This is a genomic window from Celeribacter baekdonensis (assembly GCF_900102315.1).
GTDB classification, from domain to species: Bacteria; Pseudomonadota; Alphaproteobacteria; order Rhodobacterales; family Rhodobacteraceae; genus Celeribacter; species Celeribacter baekdonensis.
In genome coordinates this window covers 55,187-75,651 of the sequence record NZ_FNBL01000011.1, presented here as the reverse complement: position 1 = coordinate 75,651, position 20,465 = coordinate 55,187, and the positions used below count along the sequence as shown (strand labels likewise).

20 protein-coding genes are annotated in these 20,465 nt (G+C 57.5%); 15 read left to right on the top strand and 5 right to left on the bottom strand.

All coding sequences use genetic code 11. The annotated features are described in order from the left end of the window. Window positions 1-20: 20 nt before the first annotated feature. From BLT54_RS16285 to BLT54_RS16275, 3 genes are all read left to right on the top strand, one after another. Window positions 21-449, top strand: coding sequence for a RidA family protein (locus BLT54_RS16285; protein WP_074646350.1), 429 nt, complete (start codon window positions 21-23; stop codon window positions 447-449). Further along, window positions 442-819 (top strand): hotdog domain-containing protein, encoded by a 378-nt coding sequence (locus BLT54_RS16280; protein WP_074646349.1) that lies wholly within the window; start codon window positions 442-444, stop codon window positions 817-819. Before BLT54_RS16285 ends, BLT54_RS16280 begins: the two co-directional genes overlap by 8 nt. Before the next feature lie 143 nt (window positions 820-962). Then, the gene (locus tag BLT54_RS16275) at window positions 963-1,427 is read left to right on the top strand and encodes a MarR family winged helix-turn-helix transcriptional regulator (protein WP_074646348.1); all 465 of its coding nucleotides are present in this window, start codon (window positions 963-965) and stop codon (window positions 1,425-1,427) included. Window positions 1,428-1,442: 15 nt separating this feature from the next. On the opposite strand, the gene BLT54_RS16270 is transcribed toward BLT54_RS16275, so the two are convergent. Continuing rightward, the gene (locus tag BLT54_RS16270) at window positions 1,443-1,976 is read right to left on the bottom strand and encodes a winged helix DNA-binding protein (protein ID WP_074646347.1); all 534 of its coding nucleotides are present in this window, start codon (window positions 1,974-1,976) and stop codon (window positions 1,443-1,445) included. A gap of 127 nt (window positions 1,977-2,103) precedes the next feature. Here BLT54_RS16270 and BLT54_RS16265 point away from each other — a divergent pair, with 127 nt between their 5' ends. Beyond that, window positions 2,104-3,192: an LLM class flavin-dependent oxidoreductase gene (locus tag BLT54_RS16265; RefSeq protein WP_074646346.1), complete on the top strand. Its 1,089-nt coding sequence runs from the start codon at window positions 2,104-2,106 to the stop codon at window positions 3,190-3,192. 66 nt (window positions 3,193-3,258) lie between these two features. On the opposite strand, the gene BLT54_RS16260 is transcribed toward BLT54_RS16265, so the two are convergent. The 3 genes from BLT54_RS16260 to BLT54_RS16250 form a co-directional block, all read right to left on the bottom strand. Continuing rightward, entirely contained in the window at window positions 3,259-4,068 is an 810-nt protein-coding gene (locus BLT54_RS16260) for an SDR family NAD(P)-dependent oxidoreductase (protein WP_074646345.1), read from the bottom strand. Further along, entirely contained in the window at window positions 4,065-4,907 is an 843-nt protein-coding gene (locus BLT54_RS16255; RefSeq protein WP_074646344.1) for a fumarylacetoacetate hydrolase family protein, read from the bottom strand. Before BLT54_RS16255 ends, BLT54_RS16260 begins: the two co-directional genes overlap by 4 nt. Before the next feature lie 63 nt (window positions 4,908-4,970). Beyond that, complete coding sequence (locus BLT54_RS16250; protein WP_083351871.1) at window positions 4,971-5,396, bottom strand: cupin domain-containing protein; 426 nt, start codon at window positions 5,394-5,396, stop codon at window positions 4,971-4,973. 568 nt (window positions 5,397-5,964) lie between these two features. On the opposite strand from BLT54_RS16250, the gene BLT54_RS16245 reads away from it, so the two are divergent. From BLT54_RS16245 to BLT54_RS16195, 11 genes are all read left to right on the top strand, one after another. Continuing rightward, the gene (locus BLT54_RS16245) at window positions 5,965-6,759 is read left to right on the top strand and encodes a cyclase family protein (RefSeq protein WP_074646342.1); all 795 of its coding nucleotides are present in this window, start codon (window positions 5,965-5,967) and stop codon (window positions 6,757-6,759) included. Between the two features lie 15 nt (window positions 6,760-6,774). Further along, a complete protein-coding gene (locus tag BLT54_RS16240) occupies window positions 6,775-8,340 on the top strand; it encodes a phytoene desaturase family protein (protein WP_074646341.1) in 1,566 nt (521 codons plus the stop codon). Beyond that, window positions 8,337-8,783 (top strand): MarR family winged helix-turn-helix transcriptional regulator, encoded by a 447-nt coding sequence (locus tag BLT54_RS16235; RefSeq protein ID WP_074646340.1) that lies wholly within the window; start codon window positions 8,337-8,339, stop codon window positions 8,781-8,783. Before BLT54_RS16240 ends, BLT54_RS16235 begins: the two co-directional genes overlap by 4 nt. Before the next feature lie 11 nt (window positions 8,784-8,794). After that, a complete protein-coding gene (locus tag BLT54_RS16230) occupies window positions 8,795-10,939 on the top strand; it encodes a thiamine pyrophosphate-dependent enzyme (RefSeq protein ID WP_074646339.1) in 2,145 nt (714 codons plus the stop codon). An 11-nt stretch (window positions 10,940-10,950) separates the two neighbouring features. Beyond that, window positions 10,951-12,501 carry an indolepyruvate oxidoreductase subunit beta family protein gene (locus tag BLT54_RS16225; RefSeq protein WP_074646338.1) on the top strand — a complete coding sequence of 517 codons (1,551 nt, stop codon included), beginning with the start codon at window positions 10,951-10,953 and terminating at the stop codon, window positions 12,499-12,501. A gap of 3 nt (window positions 12,502-12,504) precedes the next feature. Further along, window positions 12,505-14,049, top strand: coding sequence for a phytoene desaturase family protein (locus BLT54_RS16220; protein ID WP_074646337.1), 1,545 nt, complete (start codon window positions 12,505-12,507; stop codon window positions 14,047-14,049). 129 nt (window positions 14,050-14,178) lie between these two features. Continuing rightward, window positions 14,179-15,717 (top strand): ABC transporter substrate-binding protein, encoded by a 1,539-nt coding sequence (locus tag BLT54_RS16215; RefSeq protein ID WP_074646336.1) that lies wholly within the window; start codon window positions 14,179-14,181, stop codon window positions 15,715-15,717. A gap of 67 nt (window positions 15,718-15,784) precedes the next feature. Further along, entirely contained in the window at window positions 15,785-16,792 is a 1,008-nt protein-coding gene (locus BLT54_RS16210) for an ABC transporter permease (protein ID WP_074646335.1), read from the top strand. Continuing rightward, complete coding sequence (locus BLT54_RS16205; RefSeq protein ID WP_074646334.1) at window positions 16,785-17,648, top strand: ABC transporter permease; 864 nt, start codon at window positions 16,785-16,787, stop codon at window positions 17,646-17,648. Before BLT54_RS16210 ends, BLT54_RS16205 begins: the two co-directional genes overlap by 8 nt. Further along, entirely contained in the window at window positions 17,645-18,544 is a 900-nt protein-coding gene (locus BLT54_RS16200) for an ABC transporter ATP-binding protein (protein WP_074646333.1), read from the top strand. The genes BLT54_RS16205 and BLT54_RS16200 overlap by 4 nt, the downstream gene beginning before the upstream one ends. After that, window positions 18,541-19,386 (top strand): ABC transporter ATP-binding protein, encoded by an 846-nt coding sequence (locus BLT54_RS16195; protein ID WP_083351870.1) that lies wholly within the window; start codon window positions 18,541-18,543, stop codon window positions 19,384-19,386. The genes BLT54_RS16200 and BLT54_RS16195 overlap by 4 nt, the downstream gene beginning before the upstream one ends. Window positions 19,387-19,391: 5 nt before the next feature. On the opposite strand, the gene BLT54_RS16190 is transcribed toward BLT54_RS16195, so the two are convergent. Next, window positions 19,392-20,399 (bottom strand): AraC family transcriptional regulator, encoded by a 1,008-nt coding sequence (locus tag BLT54_RS16190; protein ID WP_074646332.1) that lies wholly within the window; start codon window positions 20,397-20,399, stop codon window positions 19,392-19,394. Between the last annotated feature and the right edge of the window lie 66 nt (window positions 20,400-20,465).

Genomic DNA, 20,465 nt, shown 5'->3' with positions numbered 1-20,465 from the left:
GATTAAAAGAAAGACGCACCATGACAGCTCTCACACCTCATATGTTCCTCCAGCCCGACGGCTGGGTTCCGGCCAAAGGCTATGCCAACGGTCTTTTGGCCGAAGGCCGGATGGTTTTCACCGGCGGTCTGATCGGGTGGAACGCACAGCAGGAGTGGGAACATCTGGATATGCTGGGGCAATTCCGCCAGACGCTTGAAAACATTGTGGCGGTGCTGGAACAGGCTGGCGCAAAGCCTGAGCACCTTGTGCGCCTGACGTGGTATATCACCAACAAAGAGGAATATCTCGACAACCTGCGGGCTTTCGGTGCCGCTTACCGCGAGGTGATTGGACGGCATTTCCCGGCGATGGCCGTTGTTCAGGTCGTGGCCTTGATGGAGGACGCCGCCAAGATCGAGATCGAAGCCACCGCGGTTATTCCCCATGACGTTACACCCCATGACTGAGGCGCTTCAGCGCCCCGACACAGCCCCCACCCTTGTCACCGTCGCCCCGCACAGCCACGCCACGCCGCGTGGGGCGGTCACCGGAGCGTGGATCATGGGTCAGCTTGATGTGGCGGCGGGACTTGCAGGGCGCAAGATTGCACAGGGCGATGCCTTGATCCTGTCGATCAAAGAGCTGACCTTTCACGCCGCCCTCGCCGCTGGCGCAGAGTTTGCGATCCATGCCGATCTGACACGACGCGGCAACAGTTCCTTTAACCTGTTTCTTTCCGCATGGGCCGCGCCCGATACGGATTGCACTCTCATTATGAGTGCTGATGTGGTGCTTGTTGCGGTTGATGCCGATGGCAAACCACGGAAACTGAACTAAAAAATATTACACCGTTGTGAGACACATAGGCCAGTCAGAGAAAAACCCATATGAATTTCATGTGGGTTTTCACTTTACCTGCCCATCTATAAATTGATACTTAAAATAAGTTTTGTACGATACTTCGAAATGGATGTGTGAAAATGACGGCGCAAGAGACCCACCTGATTGAGGATGAAATGCTCGCGCGTCAAAGGCTCCGGCTTTGGTTGCAAATGCTCAAGGCCGTGCGCCACGTCGAGGGATCTTTGCGTGAACGCCTTCGCTCAGGCTATGCCACCACCCTGCCCCGCTTTGACGTCTTGGCCGCCCTTCATTCGGAACCGGAGGGCATGAAAATGAGCGAGCTGTCGCAGCATCTTGTCGTGTCCAATGGCAATGTCACTGGCGTGGTGGATCGGCTGGTGAATGAGGAGCTTGTGGAACGGCTAACTCTCGAATCAGATCGCCGCGCGTTTCTGGTGCGGATCACCGACAAAGGCCGCGCGTTGATGGATGAAATGACGGCTGAGCATCTCAGTTGGATCGACGAAATGTTCAAGGATGTATCTGAATCCGACGCGGCGCGGGGCATTTCCATCATGCTCGACATTCGCCACAAAGGGTAACGGAGCTTCGCGTGATCAGCGCCGATGTGTCGCGATCACCCGAGAGGCCTCCTCATACAGCCCTGAAAGAATGTTGAGTGTCCGCACCGCGTCTTTCATCCGCGCGGTGAATTCCGGCAATTCGCCAATCTCGGAAATCAACTGACTGCGGCGTATCTCTGCATATCTGTCGGTGATTTCGCGCCCGCGATCCGTGGCCGCGTAGGTGACCCCCGTCCGACTTGATCCATGTTTGGACACAAGCCCGTCAGAAACCATTTTTCGGATAGAATACTGAATGTTAGGAATGTCGTCCCGGTTCATGAGGCGGGCGATTTCTTTGATCGTTTTGGCGCGATCATTCATGCGGATCACATGGAGCAACGCGTTGTCTGGCCCACTGGCGACATAGCCCGAAGAGGCGACCAAACACTCGGATTGCCAACGACCAAAGCTTTCAAATGTGCGCATCAAAGCAAATTCAAATTCGGTTGCCGCGACCTCTGGTTCGTCGGCGGCAAGATGCCATGTGAAGTCAATATTCTTTGGGGCTGCCTTTTTTTCCGTCATGTGCGGACCTCCGGTGTGGACTTCGGTTTAAACAAGTTTTCACAGCAAAATTATCTTGACTCAATGTCTTTTTTAAATTCATTTTTAAATCAAAAATCTATTCAAAAACCAACATGGAGACCTGCACATGACCAAGAATAAAATGTTCCAAAAGGAAGGGTTCAAACTCGGCACCTTTTCATCCAATTGCTCCTCTGGGATGACGGTCAGCAAAGCACCGGAACGCTGGGTGAACAGCTGGGAAAACAATCTCAAGCTCGGCAAGATGCTTGACGAGGCCGGGATGGATTTCATTTTGCCGATTGCCCGCTGGATCGGCTATGGCGGGGAAACCGACTTTCACGGCAGCGTGTTGGAAACGGTGACATGGGCCACGGCCCTTTTGGCCAACACCAAAGACATCTCTGTCTTTGCCACCATTCACACCGCGGCCAACCACCCGGTTGTCGTTGCCAAACAAATCGCCACGATGGATCAAATCGGTGCGGGCCGCGCGGGGCTCAACATTGTCGCGGGTTGGAACAAGCCGGAATATGAGGCGCTTGGGCTCACACTGCCTGATGATCACGAGTCCCGCTATGGCTACGCCCAGGAATGGTTCGACATCGTTCAAAAACTATGGACCAGTCATGAACATTTTGATTGGGACGGTGCATCCTTTACACTCAAAGGCGTTAAGGGTGATCCTTGGCCAATCGAAGGGAGCGTGCCAATCCTGAATGCTGCTGGTTCCGGTTTGGGGCGGGAATTTGCCACCCAAAACGCCAATTACCTGTTTACGCCCGCCATTGATCTGACCCGTTCTGTCAATGAGATCAAGGAGCTGAAACAAAAGGCAACGGATAAGGGCCGCGATGTTGGCGTGCTGACATTCAGCCATGTGATTTGCCGCCCCACCGAAGAAGAGGCGCGCGCCTATCACGACAAGATCATGAGCGAAATCGACTGGCCCGCCGTCGACAACCTTGTGAATCTTCAGTTCGCCCACGCACAGTCTTTCCCGCATGATTTGCTGGCGCAAATCCGCGATGTGATGGCGCTTGGCCATGGTGGTTTCCCGTTGATCGGAACACCGCGGCAAGTGGCCGATGGCATCATCAAACTGCATGACACCGGCTTTGCGGGCACCACCCTGTCCTTTGTCGATTACGTTGAGGAATTCCCCTATTTCCGCGATGAAGTGCTGCCGCTTCTCGCCGAAGCTGGCATTCGTTAACGCCCAATGCAAAGCCCCCGCTCTCTGAGAGAACGGGGGCTTTTTGTCTTGTCGAGCAAGGCAGGATTAAAGCAGTCCAGTCTCCTTGGCGACCCGACGATAGGCCGCCCCGGCGGTAAAGCCACCGTCGATCACAAAGTCCTCCCCGGTGATAAAGGCTGACCCCTCGGAGGCGAGAAACAGCACCAATTGCGCAACCTCATCGGCCTCACCGGAGCGTTGCATCGGCGTCAGGTTGATCATCGGCGCAAGATGAGGCGAGCTGCGATTCAGGTCCGTCACAATCAGGCCCGGACAGATGGCATTGACCCGAATGCCCATGTCCGCGAACTCCATCGCTGCCGTGCGCGTCAGGCCCCTGAGCGCCCATTTTGACGACGTATAGGCGGGGTCATAATGCCCGGAAAAGCCACTGTTGGACGAAATGTTGATGATGCTGCCGCCCCCCGTTTCGGCCATGAACGGCGCCGCATGTTTGAGGCCGATGAACGCGCCTGTCGCATTCACATCCATCACTTTACGCCACTCGTCCACGGACATATCCCGGATGATCTTGCGATTGATGATCCCCGCGTTGTTCACAAGAATATCAAGCCGCCCGGTCCAATCCCGCACAAGATCCAAGGCCGCACACCATGCCGCCTCCGAGGTCACATCGAGTGCCACAAAGCGCACATTATGCCCCGCATCGACCAGACGCGCCGCAAGGGCAACACCGTCTTCTTCAAGCACATCACATAAAAGCACCGACGCCCCAGCCGTGGCCAAAAGCTCGGCCTCGATCGCGCCTTGCCCGCGTGCGGCTCCGGTCACAATTGCGGTTTTGCCCGACAGATCCGTCAGGGCATTTTTCACTTTTTCGAAATTGATACTCATGCTTGCACCATTCTTTGACGTTGTTCTCCAAGCCCGTCCGCGCCGAGTGTGACCACTTGTCCGGCCCGCAGGAACGTCGGCGGCTTCATCCCCAAACCGACGCCCGGAGGGGTGCCGGTTGCAATGATGTCGCCCGGCTCCAGCGTCATGAATTGCGAGATGTAATGGACCAGATGTGCCACCCCAAAGATCATCGTCTTGGTGTTGCCGGTCTGACGGCGTTCACCATCCACATCGAGCCAAAGATCAATGTTCTGAATGTCGTCGAATTCGTCTTTTGTCACCATCCATGGACCGACGGGACCAAAGGTGTCGTGGCTTTTGCCCTTGACCCATTGCCCCCCGCGCTCGGATTGAAAGGCGCGTTCAGAGACGTCATTGACCAAAGCGTAGCCTGCAACATAGTTCAGCGCGTCGGCCTCCGAGACGTATTTTGCGCGCGAGCCGATGACGATGCCCAATTCGACTTCCCAATCGGTCTTTTCGGACGTGCGCGGAATTTCGACATCATCATTTGGGCCGCAAATCGCGTTCGATGCCTTGGCAAACAGGATCGGTTCAGTCGGGGGTTCTTTGCCCGTTTCTTTGGCGTGATCGGCGTAGTTAAGGCCGACGCAAAGAAATTTACCCGGTCGTGCGATTGCTGACCCGAGGCGCGGCGCCCCCTCAACCACGGGCAAATCCGTCAAATCAAGAGCGGCAAGTTTGGCAAGGCTCTCTGGTGACAGGCTCTCGCCATTGATGTCGGCAACAACACCGGAGAGGTCACGCATTTGGCCCTCGGCATCCAAACATGCAGGGCGTTCCGAGCCAATCGGCCCATAGCGAAGAAGCTTCATAAAGCATCCTTTCGTAGGACGTCTCCGGGGTATGACGCGCCGGAGACGACAAGGGGATGAATGTTACGCGCGGCGATAGCCTTCGAGGGCTTCGTCGGGCACATCAGGAAGGTTGGTGACGAGGTTGTCCGGCGTCCGACAGGTCAGCCAAACGAGTTCCTCGGTGGTGCTCATGTTGACTTCGACATGCGGCATGTAAGGCGGCACAAACACGAAATCGCCCTCATACATATCAAGATATTCTTTGTAGTCTTCGCCAAAATAGATGCGACCATGACCTTTCAGGACATAGCCCCCGGTTTCGCATTCTTCATGGTGATGCGGCGGCGAGCGATGACCGGGATCATTGCTGACACGGCCAAACCAGATTTTGGTGGCGGGTGTGTGCTGTGGGCTCACACCCGATTTGCGAACGCATTCACCGGATTGCAATGTGCTGTCATCCAGTTCGGTGGAACGCGTGACAACGGGAACAACTTTGTCGCTCATGGATAGTCCTCCTCTCAAATTGGGCGGGTGCATCGCACCCTTGGATGCGACAGTTGCACATGATGTTTTAGGCTTCAAGTAAATCTTTGCGCATGCGATATGACGTTCAAAGACCTAAGGCGGACATCCACGCCCATACACAAAAGGCCAGAGAGCCTGAGAGGTGCCGGGTCTTATTTGCCCTAAATCCAAAGGCATTGCACAGCGCAACAGTTTTTCCCACGGTACGCCCTTTTGCCCGATTCTACTCAAATCACTCTAAATACCCGTATTTTTATGTTTGTTTAAATTTTAATCAGTGCCTTACCTCCCCACACTCGCGACAAATCTCCTCAACCGATCCTGTTGGAAGCCGCTCAAAACTCTGTTTGTTTTCATGCAGTTTTCTCCATCTTCAGCCTGCGATCAAAACAAACCACAGCCTTTTCAAGACGGGGTTTCACACGAACGCTCGCGCCGATGCGAAAGATTTTTATCTCAAAATAAACTTTGTACTTGAAGAAAACTTATATATGCACTTGCATATTAATAATCAAAAAACACACTTCACCTCAACAGGGAGTCCCATATGTCCACCCAAGAAACACTCGCAAACGTCGCTGCTGGTCTGCTGAACGGGTCCATCAAAGTCGTTGATTGCACCGCCCCGCTCGGCCCAGATACGCCGCTGTTGAAACTGCCGCCTGAATTCGCCGACGACACGCCCAAGATCGAGATTCACAAAATCTCCGAATACGGTGACCGCGGTCCGTTTTGGGCGTGGAATTGGCTGAAACTCGGCGAACATTCCGGCACCCATTACGATGCACCGCACCACTGGATCACCGGCAAGGATTTTCCCGACGGCTCCGTCGATACCATCAATCCGCAAAACTTCGTCGCTCCGGCCAATGTGATTGATTGCTCCAAAGAGGCCGCCGAAAATCCCGATTTCCTTTTGACCGTCGCGCATGTGAAGGCGTGGGAAGCCGAGCACGGCGAGATCAAAGAAGGCGAATGGGTGCTGATGCGCACCGATTGGGATCAATACAACACGGATGAGGATAAATACCTCAATGCCGACGAAAACGGCCCACATACGCCTGGCCCGACGGCAGAGCTCATCACCTATCTGATGGAAGAGAAAAAGGCGCTTGGCTGGGGCACCCAATGCATTGGCACCGACGCGGGGGCCGCAGGTGGGTTTGAAATCCCGTTCCCGGCGCACAACCTGCTGCACAAACACAACCGCTATGGCCTTGCCTCTTTGACCAACCTGAAGGAACTGCCCGCCAAAGGCGCGATCTTCGTCACCGCACCGCTCAAGATCGTCAAGGGCACCGGCTCGCCGATCCGCGCGCTTGCCCTCATCCCCGCCGCTTGATCGGGAGACATATCCATGACCGCATCCACAGACATTGCCATCATCGGGACCGGGATCAACGCTTTGGTCGCCGGAGCCCTGTTGGCCAAATCGGGAAAACGTGTCGCGATGTTTGAACGCGAAGCGGTGGCCGGCGGCTGTATGCGGTCCGAAACCTTGGCGGAGGGGGTCACATATGATCCCCTTGCCACAACATTCGTGCTTTGGGTGACGGGTGCGGCCCATGGCGCGCTCGGGGCTGATCTGGCACGGCATGGGGTTGAATTTTGTGCCACAGACACCCCAACCGGTGTGCTTTTGCCCGATGGCCGGGCGCTGACCTATAAAATGGACCGTGCCGTCAATATGGCCGCTTTTGATGCCATTCACAGCGGCGATGGTGCACAGCTTGGTGCTGATCTTGCGGCCTTTGGCGCCGATGCCGCGCTTTTGTTTGGCCTGATGGGTGGCGATCCTTGGTCGAAATCCACAGCAAAGCTATTGGGCAAAGAAGCCTGGAAACGCAAGCCGCATGGGCTTGCCGCCACCATGGGCGGCGCGTTGCAATCCATGCGTGGCTGGTTGGAAACCTCTTTTGAAGATGAGTTGACGCGGGCGCTTTGGGCACCGTGGTGCCTGCATGCGGGGCTTGGTCCTGAGGCGGCGTTTTCCGGTCAAATGGGTCAGGTGATCGGCTTTGCCCTGGAGGCGGCAGGCGCGCCCATCGTGAAAGGCGGCGCGGCCAATATGGTGCGCGGGCTGATCGCGATCATCGAGGAACACGGCGGCACCGTGCGCACCTCTGCCGAAGTGTCTGAAATCTTGATTTCAAACGGCAAAGCGACAGGCCTTAAATTGTCAAACGGCGAGACGATCAAGGCGGGCAAACTGCTTGCTTCCGTCACGCCACATCAACTCTATGGCACGCTCGCCCCCTCCCCCAAACACGCCGAAAACCTGCGCAAATACACATATGGCAAAGGCAATTTCCAGCTTCACTATCTGCTCAACGGCCCTGTGACATGGAACACACCCGGACTTGAAGCTGTTCAGCTTTTGCACATCACTCCCGGCCTTGATGCCGTATCAAAAGCGGGCAACGAAGCCGAACGCGGGATGTTGCCGGATGTGCCAACGATCTGCGTCGGCCAACCCACCGCCGCTGATCCCAGCCGCGCCCCAGAGGGTCAATCCGTGCTCTGGCTGCAACTGCCCGAAGCGCCGCGCAACGTCAAAGGCGATGCACGCGGCGAGATCGCCGTGCCCGCCGATGGACAATGGACAGAGGCGCTGCGCGAAGCCTATGCCGACCGTGTTGAGGCCATCCTCAGCCACCATATTGACGGGTTCAAAGATCAGATTGTCACCCGCCGCGCGATCTCTCCGGCGGATCTCGAAAACTACAACATGAACCTTGTTGGCGGCGATCCCTATGGCGGTGCCTGTGCCCTCGATCAGTTTTTCCTCTGGCGCCCGTTTGCTGACACTCTGCGCCACGACACGGGCGTCAAAAACCTCTATCATATCGGCGCATCCACCCATCCGGGGCCCGGCCTCTCCGGCGGCTCAGGCTTTTTGACAGCCAAGGAGCTGGGCGCATGATAGACCGTCCCGAAGATCTCGAAGAATTCACACCATATCTGATGAACCGGATCATGGCGCGCTACAACAAAGGGGTTGAAGCCACGCTCAAAGAGGTGGGCGTCTCCGTGGCTCAAATGCGCGCCCTCGTCGTTTTGTTTGACGGCGGCCCCTGCACGATCGGCGAGTTGTCAGTGCTGACCGTGATCAAACAATCCACCCTCTCGCGCACACTCGATACAATGGAAAAGGCCGGTCTGATCCGTCGCGAAGGACAAGACGGCGACAGCCGTGTGCGCAAAATCAGCCTCACCGATACCGGGCATACCGCCTATGAAACGGCTTGGCCAGCCATGCTTGGCATGCGCGACACCATGCTTGCCACTCTGACACAAGACGAACGCGCGCAGCTCAACAAGATGCTTTTGCGGGTGTTCTATGACATCCGCCATCACGATTTTTAAAGGAGACCCCCATGGCCGAAAGATCATTTGCCAAGGAAGTCCAAAAACTCAAACAAGGTGAAGGCGACACCTTTACCGGAGAGGGCATCCTGGCCATCACCAAGGCGCTTTTGGAAAACGGCGTCGGCTATGTCGGGGGCTATCAAGGCTCGCCGATTTCCCACCTCATGGATGTGCTCGCGGATGCCGAAGAAATCCTCAGCGAGCTTGGAGTGCATTTCGAGGCCTCCGCCAGCGAGGCCACCGCCACGGCCATGCTCGCGGCTTCGGTCCATTATCCCATTCGTGGCGCGGTCACTTATAAATCCGTCGTCGGCACCAATGTCGCCTCGGACGCCCTGTCCAACCTTGCGTCTGGTGGGGTCACGGGCGGCGCATTGATCATCGTGGGCGAAGATTACGGCGAAGGCTCGTCGATCATGCAGGAACGCACCTATGCGTTCGCGATGAAATCTCAGGTCTGGATGCTGGACCCCCGTCCCAACCTGCCCGCGATTGTCAAAGCGGTCGGGGATGGGTTTGAGCTGTCCGAAGTGTCGAACACCCCCGTGATGTTGCAGGTCGGCATCCGCTCATGTCACGTCCACGGCCATTTCGAGGCGCGTGACAACAAGCGCCCGCCGATGACCGTCTCTGATGCGCTCGAAAACCCGGCGCGCAAACTGGACCGCATCGTGTTGCCGCCCGCGACCTATCTGCACGAAGAAGAAAAGCTCACCAAACGCCTGCCCGCGGCGCAAAAATTCGTTCTGGATCGTGCAATCAACGAACGGTTCGGCACACCGGGTAGCAAGGTGGGCCTGATCCTTCAGGGCGGCACCTATAATACCGTGATCCGGGCGCTCAACCGTCTGGGATTGGCCGATCTCTATGGCGACACCGAGATGGATATGTTGGTCCTCAACTGCGTCTATCCCCTCGTTGACAGTCAAATCATGGCATTTTGCGAGGGCAAGGATGCGGTTTTGATCATTGAGGAAGGTCAGCCCAACTACATCGAGCAACAGATCGCACATATGCTTTACAAAGCGGGCAAGTCGGTCAAACTCGAAGGCAAGGGCATGTTGCCGATGGGCGGAGAGTACACCGGCCAAGTGATGGTCGATGGCCTTGGCGCATTCCTGTCCGACTATGCGGCTGAGATGCTGCCGGTGGCCAAACTGGCCGCCAACGAAGACCCTATCGCAATCCCCGATCTCTCCAAAATCCTGCCTGCCCGCCCGCCGGGGTTCTGCACCGGCTGCCCGGAACGCCCGATCTTTGCCGCCACCAAATTGGTCGAAGAAGAGCTTGGCGAACATCACATCTCCTCTGACATCGGCTGTCACCTGTTTTCCATCATGCCGCCCTTTGATCTGGGAGCGACGACGATGGGCTATGGCCTTGGTCCCGCCTCTGCCGCCGCCTTTCACAATGAAAACAAAAAAGGCCGTCGCTCGATTTCCTTCGTCGGCGATGGTGGATTTTGGCACAACGGCCTGACCAGCTCGGTCGGCAATGCCGTGTTCAACAAATCCGACAATGTCATCGTCATCGTCGACAATTTCTACTCGGCGGCGACAGGGGGTCAGGACATCCTGTCCTCGCGCGCCACGAACAAAACCAAACAGACCCAAAACTCCATCGTTGAGGCCTGCAAAGGCATGGGTGTCAAATGGATCCGCCAGATTGATCGCACCTATGATGTGACCAAACTGCGCGACACGTTGAAAGAGGCGCTGACCACCGAGGAAGAGGGGCCGAAGGTGATCGTCGCCTCCTCGGAATGTATGCTCAACAAACAACGCCGGGTGAAACCCGAACTGGCAAAGGCGGCCAAAGATGGCAAACGCGTCGTGCGCCCGCGCTTTGGTGTGGATGAGGATATTTGCACCGGCGATCACGCCTGTATGCGCCTGTCGGGCTGTCCGTCCCTCTCGGTCAAGGACACCGGCGATCCCCTGCGCGATGATCCGGTGGCCGCGATTGATCAAACCTGTGTCGGCTGTGGCAACTGCGGTGAGGTGGCGGATGCGGCCGTGCTCTGCCCCTCCTTCTTTCAGGCCGAGATCGTGTCGAACCCAAGCGCGGGCGAAAAACGCCGGGCCCGCCGCAGTCAAAAAATCATCTCTTGGCTGCAAAGCCGCCGCGACGCGAAACGCGTGGCTTTTGCCTAAGGAACCGTCCCATGACTATACAAGCAAATCCGATTGTCGCCCGCCGGTCCCCCGGCCCTGACGGAGAGAAAGTCATCACACTGGCGGCGCTCGCGGTCGGCGGTCAAGGCGGTGGCGTGCTCACCAACTGGATCGTCGCCGTGGCCGAAGCCAATGGCTATCGCGCCCAATCCACCTCGGTTGCGGGCGTGGCCCAGCGGACAGGCGCGACCATTTACTATGTCGAAATGTGCCGCGACACCGGCCGCGCGCCGGTGTTTTCCCTGTCTCCCTCGATCGGGGATGTCGACATCCTCATCGCGTCCGAGTTGATGGAAGGCGGGCGGGCGATCATGCGCGGCTTTGTGACGCCGGGCCGGACCACGTTGATCACCTCCACCCACCGCATCGCCGCCGTGTCGGAGAAAATCAACCCCGGCGATGGCCGCGTGGATGGCGCCGACGTGGTCGAAGCCATGGGCATCGCCGCCGATCATGTCGTCGCCTTTGATATGGAAACTGTGGCGAAAAAAGCCGGGTCGGTGATTTCGTCCTCCCTGCTTGGCGCGCTGGCGGGATCAGGTGCCCTGCCCTTTCCTCGTGACAGTTTTGAGGATGTGATCCGTGGCTCAGGCCGCGGTGTTGAGGCGAGTTTGCGGGCGTTTGGCGACGCCTACGAAATTGCAAAAGGCACCAAACCTGCGCCACGCCCCGAAGAGGCGACAGCGCCCGTCGTGCCGGTTTTGCATGTCCCGCAAAAGCTGGCCGCGAAATGGGCCGCCCTTGAGGCCCGCGTTGCGGCCCTGCCGGATGAGGTCAGGGACATGACGGCTCTGGGTTTGAAAAAAGTCGTGGACTACCAAGATGTTGCCTATGGTTCCGACTATCTTGATATGGTCGAAAAGATGGCCGCGCTTGATGCCGCACCATTTGATCTGAGTGTGAATGCCGCCAAATATTGCGCCCGCGCTTTGTGTTATGATGACCTGTTGCGGGTTGCGGATATTAAAACACGGGCGTCGCGGTTTGAGCGGGTCAAAGACGAGGTTGTCGTCAAAGACGATCAGGTCCTGATGCTGACCGAATATTTTCACCCGCGTTTTGAAGAATTCACCACGACCTTGCCCAAATCTATGGGGAAATGGCTGCAAAGACGCAAAGGTATTGAAGCGTTTTACACCAAGCATTTCGACAAAGGGCGGCGTATTCGCACCGATAGTTTGCGCGGGTTTATGATGCTCTGGGTGGTGTCATCCCTGCGGCCAATCCGCCGCACATTGCTACGTCACGAAAGTGAAATGGCGCATGTCACCGCATGGTTCAACACCGCGATTGAGGTGGCCAAAACGGACCCGGCGCTCGCCTCCGAAGTGCTGGCCAATTATCGCCTGATCAAGGGCTATTCCGACACCCATGCCCGTGGCCTGTCGAAATTTGCCCGCGTGATGGGCGCGCTTGATCTCTTAAAGGGCCGCGACGATGCCGCCGATTGGATGCGTCGTCTGCGCGTGGCGGCGCTTGACGATGTCAAAGGCGATAAACTCGACGGCGCCTTGGCCACTGTCAAAAGCTTTGCGGGGTAAGGTATGAGCACGCCTATCGTCATCATCGGTGCCGGGATCAACGGTCTTGTCGCAGCGGCCGATCTGGCCGCAAGAGGCAAAAAAGTCCGTGTTTTCGAACGCGCGCCAACCCCCGGTGGGGCGGTGCGCACCGAAGAGTTGACCCTCCCCGGCTTTCGTCACGATGTCGCGGCGATGAACCTGTCCATGTTCGCAGGCTCGGCCTTTATGGCCCGCCACGGGGAGGAAATGGCGCGACACGGAATGGGATTTGTCCCCATCTCGCGCCCCTTTGCACAGGCGTTGGAGCCGGGGGATTATGTCGGCGTGACCACCAACGTGGACGAGACACTGGCCACCTTTGCCTCCGACGCAGACAAGGCGACATGGCGCGACCTGATGGCGGCGTTTCCTGCCCGCGCCGGTGTGGTCGGTGGGTTGCTTGGCACCCCGATGCAACGCTGGCCCCTGCTCAAATTCATCTGGAAAACATGGCGGTCTCTGGGGACGGCGAAAACTCTTGAGGTGGCTCAGTTTCTGATGAGCTCGCCGCGCGCGTGGTTGGAAGACAGCTTTGAAGACCCGCGCCTGCGCACCGCGCTTTCGACATGGGGCATGCACCTTGATTTTGCCCCCGACATTGCCGGAGGCGCGATTTTTCCTTACCTCGAAGCCATGGGTGGTCAGGCCATGGGGATGGTGATTGGCAAGGGCGGTGCTGATGTCGCCACCCGCGCGCTGGTCGCCATGATCGAGGCGCACGGTGGCACAGTGGAGTGCAACGCCGACGTGACGGAGATCCTGCACACAAACGGCAGGGCCACAGGCGTTGTCGTGAATGGGGAAAAGGTCGAAGCCTCAACCATTTTGGCAGGTCTTGCCCCAAAACACCTGTTGCGCCTCATCGGCGGCACACAGGACGCGCGGTTTGACAAAGGTCTCGAAAAATTCCGCCACGCCCCCGGAACAATGATGATCCACCTTGCCTTAGACGCGCCGGTGCCATGGGCGGCAGAGGCGCTTGGCACTTTCGCATATGTCCATATCGGGCGCAGCATCGACACCGCCTCACGCACCTATGCCCAGGCGCTCGCCGGGCTTTTGCCGGACACGCCGCTTCTTGTCGTTGGTCAACCGACAGTGTTCGATCCCTCTCGTGCCCCGGACGGGAAGCACACGCTTTGGGTTCAGGTCCGGGTGGTCCCGGCTGAGATCAAAGGCGATGCAAAAGGTGAGATTTCCGCACAAAACTGGACAGATGCAAAGGCATTGATGGCGGAACGCGCGCTAAATCTGATCGAAGAGCAAGCCCCCGGATTTCGCGCCACCATCCGCGCACAATCGCTTGTCTCGCCGCTCGATCTCGAAGCGGAAAATCCCAATCTCGTTGGTGGCGATCAGATTTGTGGCTCTCATCACCTGAGCCAGAATTTCCTCTTTCGGCCCGTGCGTGGCTTTGCCGACGGGCACACGCCCATTGAGGGGCTGCACATGATTGGGGCCGCCGCTTGGCCGGGGGCCGGGACAGGGGCCGGATCGGGATTTTTTGCTGCGCAAATGATCAAGTGACAGCCAAATCAACGCCAATGCGTCTTGAATCTTAAGTTTATGCTTTAATTTTAAACTTTATATGTTCAAACTATCTCCAGAAACAGAGTCCGAAAAATGGGCCGCCTTTAACCAACGGGAGCTTCGCACATGACTGCAAAGACACAACTGACACGGCGCGGATTTATCGGCGCATCCGCGGCCCTGACCGCCTTGATCGCAACGGGAGCACCTGTTTTGGCACAAAGTGCCGACAGCCTGACCATCGCCTACAATATTCCGGTGCAAAGCTGGGACCCGACCACGGGCCCGGCGGCGGTCAACCCCGCGTTGCAATCCCTCTACCTCGCCGTGTTCGACCGCTTTATCGACCAAGCCCCTGACCTGTCGTTTGGCCCCGGCCTTTTGACAGAATGGGGTTTCAACGACGATAAAACCAAAATCACCATGACCGTCCGCGAGGGCGTCAAATGGCACAACGGCGACGACCTCACCCCCGAAGATGTGGTGTGGTCCCTCACGCGCGCGGCACATCCTGAGACCGGAAACCCGATACAATTCGTGTGGTCGAAAATTGGAAATTTCTCTGTCGATGGCAATGTAATCACCGGCGATGTGTTCAGCTTTGAACCCGCATTGTTCAAATGGATGGCCTTCCTCACCGCCTTTGTCCTACCGAAGACATACTATGAAGAGGTCGGATCAGAAGGGTTTGAAAAAGCCCCCATCGGCACAGGCCCCTATATGGTCGACGCTTTTGAGCAGGGGGCCTATGTGCGCCTCAAGGCCTTTGCGGGCTATTGGGGCGGCGCGCCAGAATTTGACACCGTGACCATCAAATTCGTCACCGATGCCGCCTCGCGTGTGGCGGAAATCGAATCGGGCAATGCAGATATAACCACGAATATGCCCTACGAAGAATACGACCGCCTGATCGCCAAGGACGGCCTGTCCGGTGTGACCGTGCCGATCACCGATATTGGTATGATTTTCCTGAACGACATCGACGTGATGTTGGATAAGAACGTCCGCCTTGCTGCCCATCACGCGATTGACAAACAGCTCATCATTGATCGTCTGTTGCGCGGGTATGGTGTGGCCTTGTCCACCCTCGAAGTGCCCGGCTACGCCGCCTATGACGACAGCATCGTGGTGGAATACGACCCTGAAAAATCCAAAGAGCTTTTGGCCGCATCCGGCTATTCCACCGACAATCCGGTGACCTTTACCATTCAAACCACGCGCGGGTTCAAACCCAAGGATTACGAGATGATCCAGGCCATCGTCGGCATGTGGCGCAAGGTCGGGATCGAAGCCGAGATTGAGGTCTATGAAATCGCCAAGCACTATGAGCTGCGCGCCACGGATACCCTGGCCCCAGCGGCGTTTTACAACTGGGGCAACTCGATCGGTGACCCGTCCACCTCCACAGGGTTCTCGATGTTCGGCCCCTCGCCTCACTCCGTTTGGGACAGCCCTGATCTGATTGAAAAAATTGGGCCACTCTTTGTCGAACCGGATGAAGACAAACGGATTCAGGGCTATAAAGACGTGTCGCGCTACATCGCCGAAGAGGGTTATGTCATCCCGATTTTGCAATATGTGATGCCCATCGTCTACGCGTCCACGGTGCATGTGGTGCCCTACATGTCTGGCGATTTGCTACCCCAAGCCGTGACCAAAGCCTGAAACCGATCAGGCCAAGCACCCGGTCCGCATAGCCTGCGGCCCGGGTCCTAATTCATGTGAGAAACCCATGCTCCTGAAAACCGTCTTTGTGCGGCTGTTAACGACTGCGATTACGCTTTTTGGCGTGGCCGTTGTGGTCTTTATCCTTGTCCGCGTTGCGCCCGGAAATCCGATTGCCATGATGCTCCCGCCCGGCGCGACGGATCAAGACATTGCCACCCTCAACGCGGTCTATGGTTTTGACAAAAGCCTGGCCGAACAATTCATCATTTGGCTGGGCGGCGTGATACAGGGCGATTTTGGCACCTCCATCACCCTACGCCAACCCGTGGCCGAACTTGTGCTGGGCCGGTTGCCCGCGACACTCGAACTGTCCACATTGGCACTTCTGCTCGCTGTCGCACTTGGCGGCTTTGTCGCCGTGATCGGCGCGCGCAAACGTGGCACGGGGACAGAGGTCGGGCTTGATCTGACAAGCGGTGCGGTTTTGTCGGTGCCGGATTTTCTTTGGGGCCTGATCTTTGTTTTGGTGTTTGGTGTGCTGTGGCCGGTTCTGTCGATCTCAGGCCGCGTCGACCCCCGCATCGACATTGATTTCACAACGAATTTCTACATTTTCGAAGGGCTTCTGCGGGGGCGGTTGGACGTCGTTGGCTCAACCTTATCGCATATGTTGATGCCCGCGATGTCGCTGGCGCTGCCCTTGGCCGCGATGATCGCGCAACTGTTGAAACAGAACCTCAAAGAGGCGTTGACGCAGGATTACACGACGCTGGCGCGGGTGCGCGGCTTTTCGGAGACCGCCGTGATCTTGCGCGAAGCGCTGCGCAATGCCGCTTTGCCAACCTTGGCGCTTGTGGGGGTTCAGTTCACCTTTCTCATCGGCGGCACCGTGATTGTCGAACGCCTGTTCGCCTTTGAAGGCCTTGGCAACATGGCCATTGATGCCGTGATCAACCGGGATCTTCCGCTCATCCAAGGCATCGTGTTGCTCTTTGCTGCCCTCTTTACCGTGATCAACCTTTTGGTCGATCTCTCTTACACATTCCTGAACCCGAGGTTGCGCCATGGCTGATGTCACCACGAATTCCCCCCGGCTGATCCTCACCGACACCAACTTTCGGTTGTGGTTGCCACTGTTGTGGATCGGCGTGATTGCGGCGGCGGCTCTGCTTGCGCCACTGATTGCGCCGCATGACCCGCTGGCACAAGATCTCATGCTGGAACGCCTCCCGCCGTTTTTCATGGACGGCAGCGAACCCGGATATTGGCTTGGCACCGACAGCCTTGGCCGCGATGTCCTGTCGCGCATCATTTACGGCGCGCGCATTGCCCTTTTCGTCAGTCTGATCGCCGCCACGACCACGGGGATTTTTGGCTCTGCCCTTGGCCTGATTGCGGGCTTTTACGGTGGTTGGGCGGATCGGGTGATTTCGCGGTTGGTCGACATTTGGATGGCCTTTCCGCCGGTCCTGTTTGCCGTGCTTTTGGTGGCCGTGATGGGCACCGGGCTTGGCTCCGTCATCGCCGCGATTGCGCTGATTGACTGGACCCGGTTCGCGCGGGTGATCCGGGCCGAAACCATGGTTCAGGCCCGCATGGATTACGTCGACAGCGCACGGATTGGCGGCGCGCGGCGCGCCGCAACCTTGGTCAGTGAAATCTTGCCCAATGTGATGCCGTCGATCATTGCGCTTTTGATGTTGGAAATGGGCATCGCGGTGATTGTCGAAGCGATCCTGAGCTTTGTGAATCTGTCGATCTCGTCGGATGATCCCACCTGGGGGTCGATGATCGCCGAAGGGCGAGGCGCGATTCATTTTGCATGGTGGGTGCTTTTGTTCCCGCTGATCGCCCTTTTCATGACTGTTCTGAGTTTCTCAACACTTGGCGAAGGTCTTAAACAACGTTTCGATCCGGTGCTCAAATGACCTCAACCACAGCCCACACCCACACGCTCGACATCATCAATCTCAACATCGCCCTGCCCCGTGGCCAACGGCTTTTGCGCAACGTGTCGCTGCAACTGGAACCCGGCGAGGTGCGCGCCCTTGTGGGCGAAAGTGGCGCGGGCAAGTCGATGATCGGCAAAGCCGTCCTTGGCATTCTTCCCCATAAGATCAAAATGACAGAAGGCGAAATTCTCTTGGAGGGGGCGCATCTCAATGCGATGACCCCGGCCACCCGCCGCCGCACCGTGGCCAAAATGTCCGCCCTCATTCCGCAAGATCCACTGACCGCGCTCAATCCGGTGCGTAAAATCGGCCCACAGATCACTGATCCCTTGATCCGGATTCACGGCTGGAGCCATCAGCGCGCGCTTGCCCGCGCCCGCGAGCTTTTGGATCGGGTGCATATTCGCGCGCCGGACCGGGTGATGCACAGTTATCCGCATGAGCTGTCCGGCGGCATGCGCCAGCGGATTTTGATCGCCGCCGCCTTTGCGCCCTCCCCGCGCTTGATCGTGGCCGACGAACCCACCACCGCGCTTGATGTCACGGTTCAAAAGCAAATCCTGCGTCTCATTCGTGAATTGCAACGCGAAACCGGCACCGCCGTTTTGTTTGTCACCCATGATATGGGCGTGGTGGCCAAGATCAGCCAAAAAGTCACCGTGCTCTTTGCCGGACGTGTGATCGAGGACGCCGCCACACATACCGTTTTTGAAAACCCCGCGCATCCGTACACGCAAGCACTCATTGCCGCGACGCCCACGCCAAACGTCAGCGCCCGGCCGTTTCAACCGGTGCCCTCGGCGCTGATCGCCGAATTGCACCGCGACACAGTGGCCGCAGATGCCCTTTTTGCTCAGAGAGGTCGCCGATGAACCAGATGACGCAGCCCACTCCCCCTGCCCTGTTTTCCATTCGCGATCTGCGCCTGTCTTTTGCCGATCGCGCCCATAAACCCCTGTTTGGCCCCGCCCCGCGTGTCGAGGTTCTCAAAGGTCTCAGTCTTGAGATTCCAGAGGGGCGTATCACCGGGATTGTCGGTGAAAGCGGATCGGGAAAGTCGACCTTTGGGCGCATTCTGGTGCGTTTGTTGGCCCCCGAGTCTGGTCAGGTTTTGTTTGATGGCAAAGACATTGGCGCGCTCGGTGAGGCCGCATTGCGACCGCTGCGCCGCGATCTTCAAATGATTTTTCAGGACCCGATGTCCTCGCTCAACCCGCGTCACAAGGTTTGGCGCATCATAGCCCAACCGATGAAACGCTATGGCCGGGGTGGGGATCGGACCGATGCCATCACAGCATTGGAAAAGGTCGGCCTGTCTGCGCATTTTGCAGATCGTTATCCGCATGAACTGTCTGGCGGACAACGGCAACGTGTGGGCATTGCGCGGGCAATCGCCTTGGAACCGCGGTTCATTTTGGCCGATGAAATCGTCTCTGGTCTCGATGTGTCCAGTCAGGCACAGGTGCTGACTCTCTTGGCTGATCTGGCGCGGGATATGGGGCTCACCTTGGCCTTTATCAGCCACGATTTATCCGTGATCCGCCATCTCTGCGATACAGTCGTGGTCTTGCACCATGGTGTCATCGTCGACCAAGGTCCGGTCGAAGACGTTTTTGAGCACCCGCAATCCGAGATCACCAAAAGCCTGTTGTCCGCGATCCCGCACCCGGAGATGGATGAAACCTGGTGGGACGACATGCCCGAACCCGCCTGATTGCCTTACGGACGTTTGGCCGCCCGCAGCGTTTCAATCGGCGTGCAGCCAAATTTTCTACGGTAATGCTCGGAGAACCGACCAAGGTGAAAGAACCCAAGCGCCATGGCCACCGTCGTGACGCTTGTGTCCGGCTCGGGGTTCGACAAATCTTCCCACGCCTGATCAAGCCGGAGATCGCGCAAAACCGTCATCGGTGCGCGGCCATATCTCGCCCGGCACATGCTTTGCAGGGTCCGAACACTGGTCCCTGCAGATTGCGCGATGTCTTCAATCATGATCGGATTGTGCAGGTTTTCGCGCATGAACTCTTCGGCGCGGCGCAGCACGCGCGGAACCGGCCCAGCCGCCCCGCCCATCACCGGATCAAGATTATGGGTCTGCGTCTGCAACACCCCAATCATCAACGTGCGCTCAAGCTGACGCGCCAAAAGCGTGTCGCCACCGATCAGATTGGACCCCTGTTCGGCTTCGCGCATCACAAAGTCTAAGACGCTCATAAAGGCACGCCCCTCGCCGTCACGCATGTCATTTGCGCCGTCAAAATGAAGCGCCTGACCAGACGGCAGGCCAAACTCGGCCCGCGCCGCAGCGAGCAATGCGGTCTTCTCAATCTGCACCAGCACTTGCACGCAGTCTTCGCTCCAGATCATGCAGGTCTGCGCATCCGGGTTAAGCACGCCGCCAAACCCGCCGCCGATCTCATGTCGGTTCGGGCCATTGGCCACCGACGCCGAGCCACGGATTGGAACCTGAAACAGATAAAACCGCTCAAGCTCGCCCGGCGCAATCAGGGTCTTTGCCCCATAGGTCATGACATTGATGGACAGGGACCGCCCCGCAAGACGGTTGTGCCGCGCCGCAAGACGACCGGACCCGATGGTTTCCAAACGATGATCGCAATACACCCGCGCCACGCAGTCGCGGGTTTCATCCAAATCGTCACTCGAAAACAGCGGATGCGCCCCCAAAGGCAAGCCCTCCGTTGCTGGCTGTCCATCGAAACGAGTCATGCGCCTCCCCTGATTATGGTCATTTAGGACGTCAGTGCGGCAGTTTATTTTAGGTCTAAAGCATAT

Excerpts from the sequence above, each read along its gene's own strand:
- BLT54_RS16195 (WP_083351870.1), top strand. The coding sequence starts at position 18,541 with ATGAACCAGATGACGCAGCCCACTCCCCCTGCCCTGTTTTCCATTCGC.
- BLT54_RS16260 (WP_074646345.1), bottom strand. The coding sequence starts at position 4,068 with ATGAGTATCAATTTCGAAAAAGTGAAAAATGCCCTGACGGATCTGTCG.
- BLT54_RS16280 (WP_074646349.1), top strand. The coding sequence starts at position 442 with ATGACTGAGGCGCTTCAGCGCCCCGACACAGCCCCCACCCTTGTCACC.
- BLT54_RS16270 (WP_074646347.1), bottom strand. The coding sequence starts at position 1,976 with ATGACGGAAAAAAAGGCAGCCCCAAAGAATATTGACTTCACATGGCAT.
- BLT54_RS16265 (WP_074646346.1), top strand. The coding sequence starts at position 2,104 with ATGACCAAGAATAAAATGTTCCAAAAGGAAGGGTTCAAACTCGGCACC.
- BLT54_RS16255 (WP_074646344.1), bottom strand. The coding sequence starts at position 4,907 with ATGAAGCTTCTTCGCTATGGGCCGATTGGCTCGGAACGCCCTGCATGT.
- BLT54_RS16285 (WP_074646350.1), top strand. The coding sequence starts at position 21 with ATGACAGCTCTCACACCTCATATGTTCCTCCAGCCCGACGGCTGGGTT.
- BLT54_RS16240 (WP_074646341.1), top strand. The coding sequence starts at position 6,775 with ATGACCGCATCCACAGACATTGCCATCATCGGGACCGGGATCAACGCT.
- BLT54_RS16210 (WP_074646335.1), top strand. The coding sequence starts at position 15,785 with ATGCTCCTGAAAACCGTCTTTGTGCGGCTGTTAACGACTGCGATTACG.
- BLT54_RS16225 (WP_074646338.1), top strand. The coding sequence starts at position 10,951 with ATGACTATACAAGCAAATCCGATTGTCGCCCGCCGGTCCCCCGGCCCT.
- BLT54_RS16275 (WP_074646348.1), top strand. The coding sequence starts at position 963 with ATGACGGCGCAAGAGACCCACCTGATTGAGGATGAAATGCTCGCGCGT.
- BLT54_RS16200 (WP_074646333.1), top strand. The coding sequence starts at position 17,645 with ATGACCTCAACCACAGCCCACACCCACACGCTCGACATCATCAATCTC.
- BLT54_RS16245 (WP_074646342.1), top strand. The coding sequence starts at position 5,965 with ATGTCCACCCAAGAAACACTCGCAAACGTCGCTGCTGGTCTGCTGAAC.
- BLT54_RS16190 (WP_074646332.1), bottom strand. The coding sequence starts at position 20,399 with ATGACTCGTTTCGATGGACAGCCAGCAACGGAGGGCTTGCCTTTGGGG.
- BLT54_RS16250 (WP_083351871.1), bottom strand. The coding sequence starts at position 5,396 with ATGAGCGACAAAGTTGTTCCCGTTGTCACGCGTTCCACCGAACTGGAT.
- BLT54_RS16235 (WP_074646340.1), top strand. The coding sequence starts at position 8,337 with ATGATAGACCGTCCCGAAGATCTCGAAGAATTCACACCATATCTGATG.
- BLT54_RS16230 (WP_074646339.1), top strand. The coding sequence starts at position 8,795 with ATGGCCGAAAGATCATTTGCCAAGGAAGTCCAAAAACTCAAACAAGGT.
- BLT54_RS16205 (WP_074646334.1), top strand. The coding sequence starts at position 16,785 with ATGGCTGATGTCACCACGAATTCCCCCCGGCTGATCCTCACCGACACC.
- BLT54_RS16220 (WP_074646337.1), top strand. The coding sequence starts at position 12,505 with ATGAGCACGCCTATCGTCATCATCGGTGCCGGGATCAACGGTCTTGTC.
- BLT54_RS16215 (WP_074646336.1), top strand. The coding sequence starts at position 14,179 with ATGACTGCAAAGACACAACTGACACGGCGCGGATTTATCGGCGCATCC.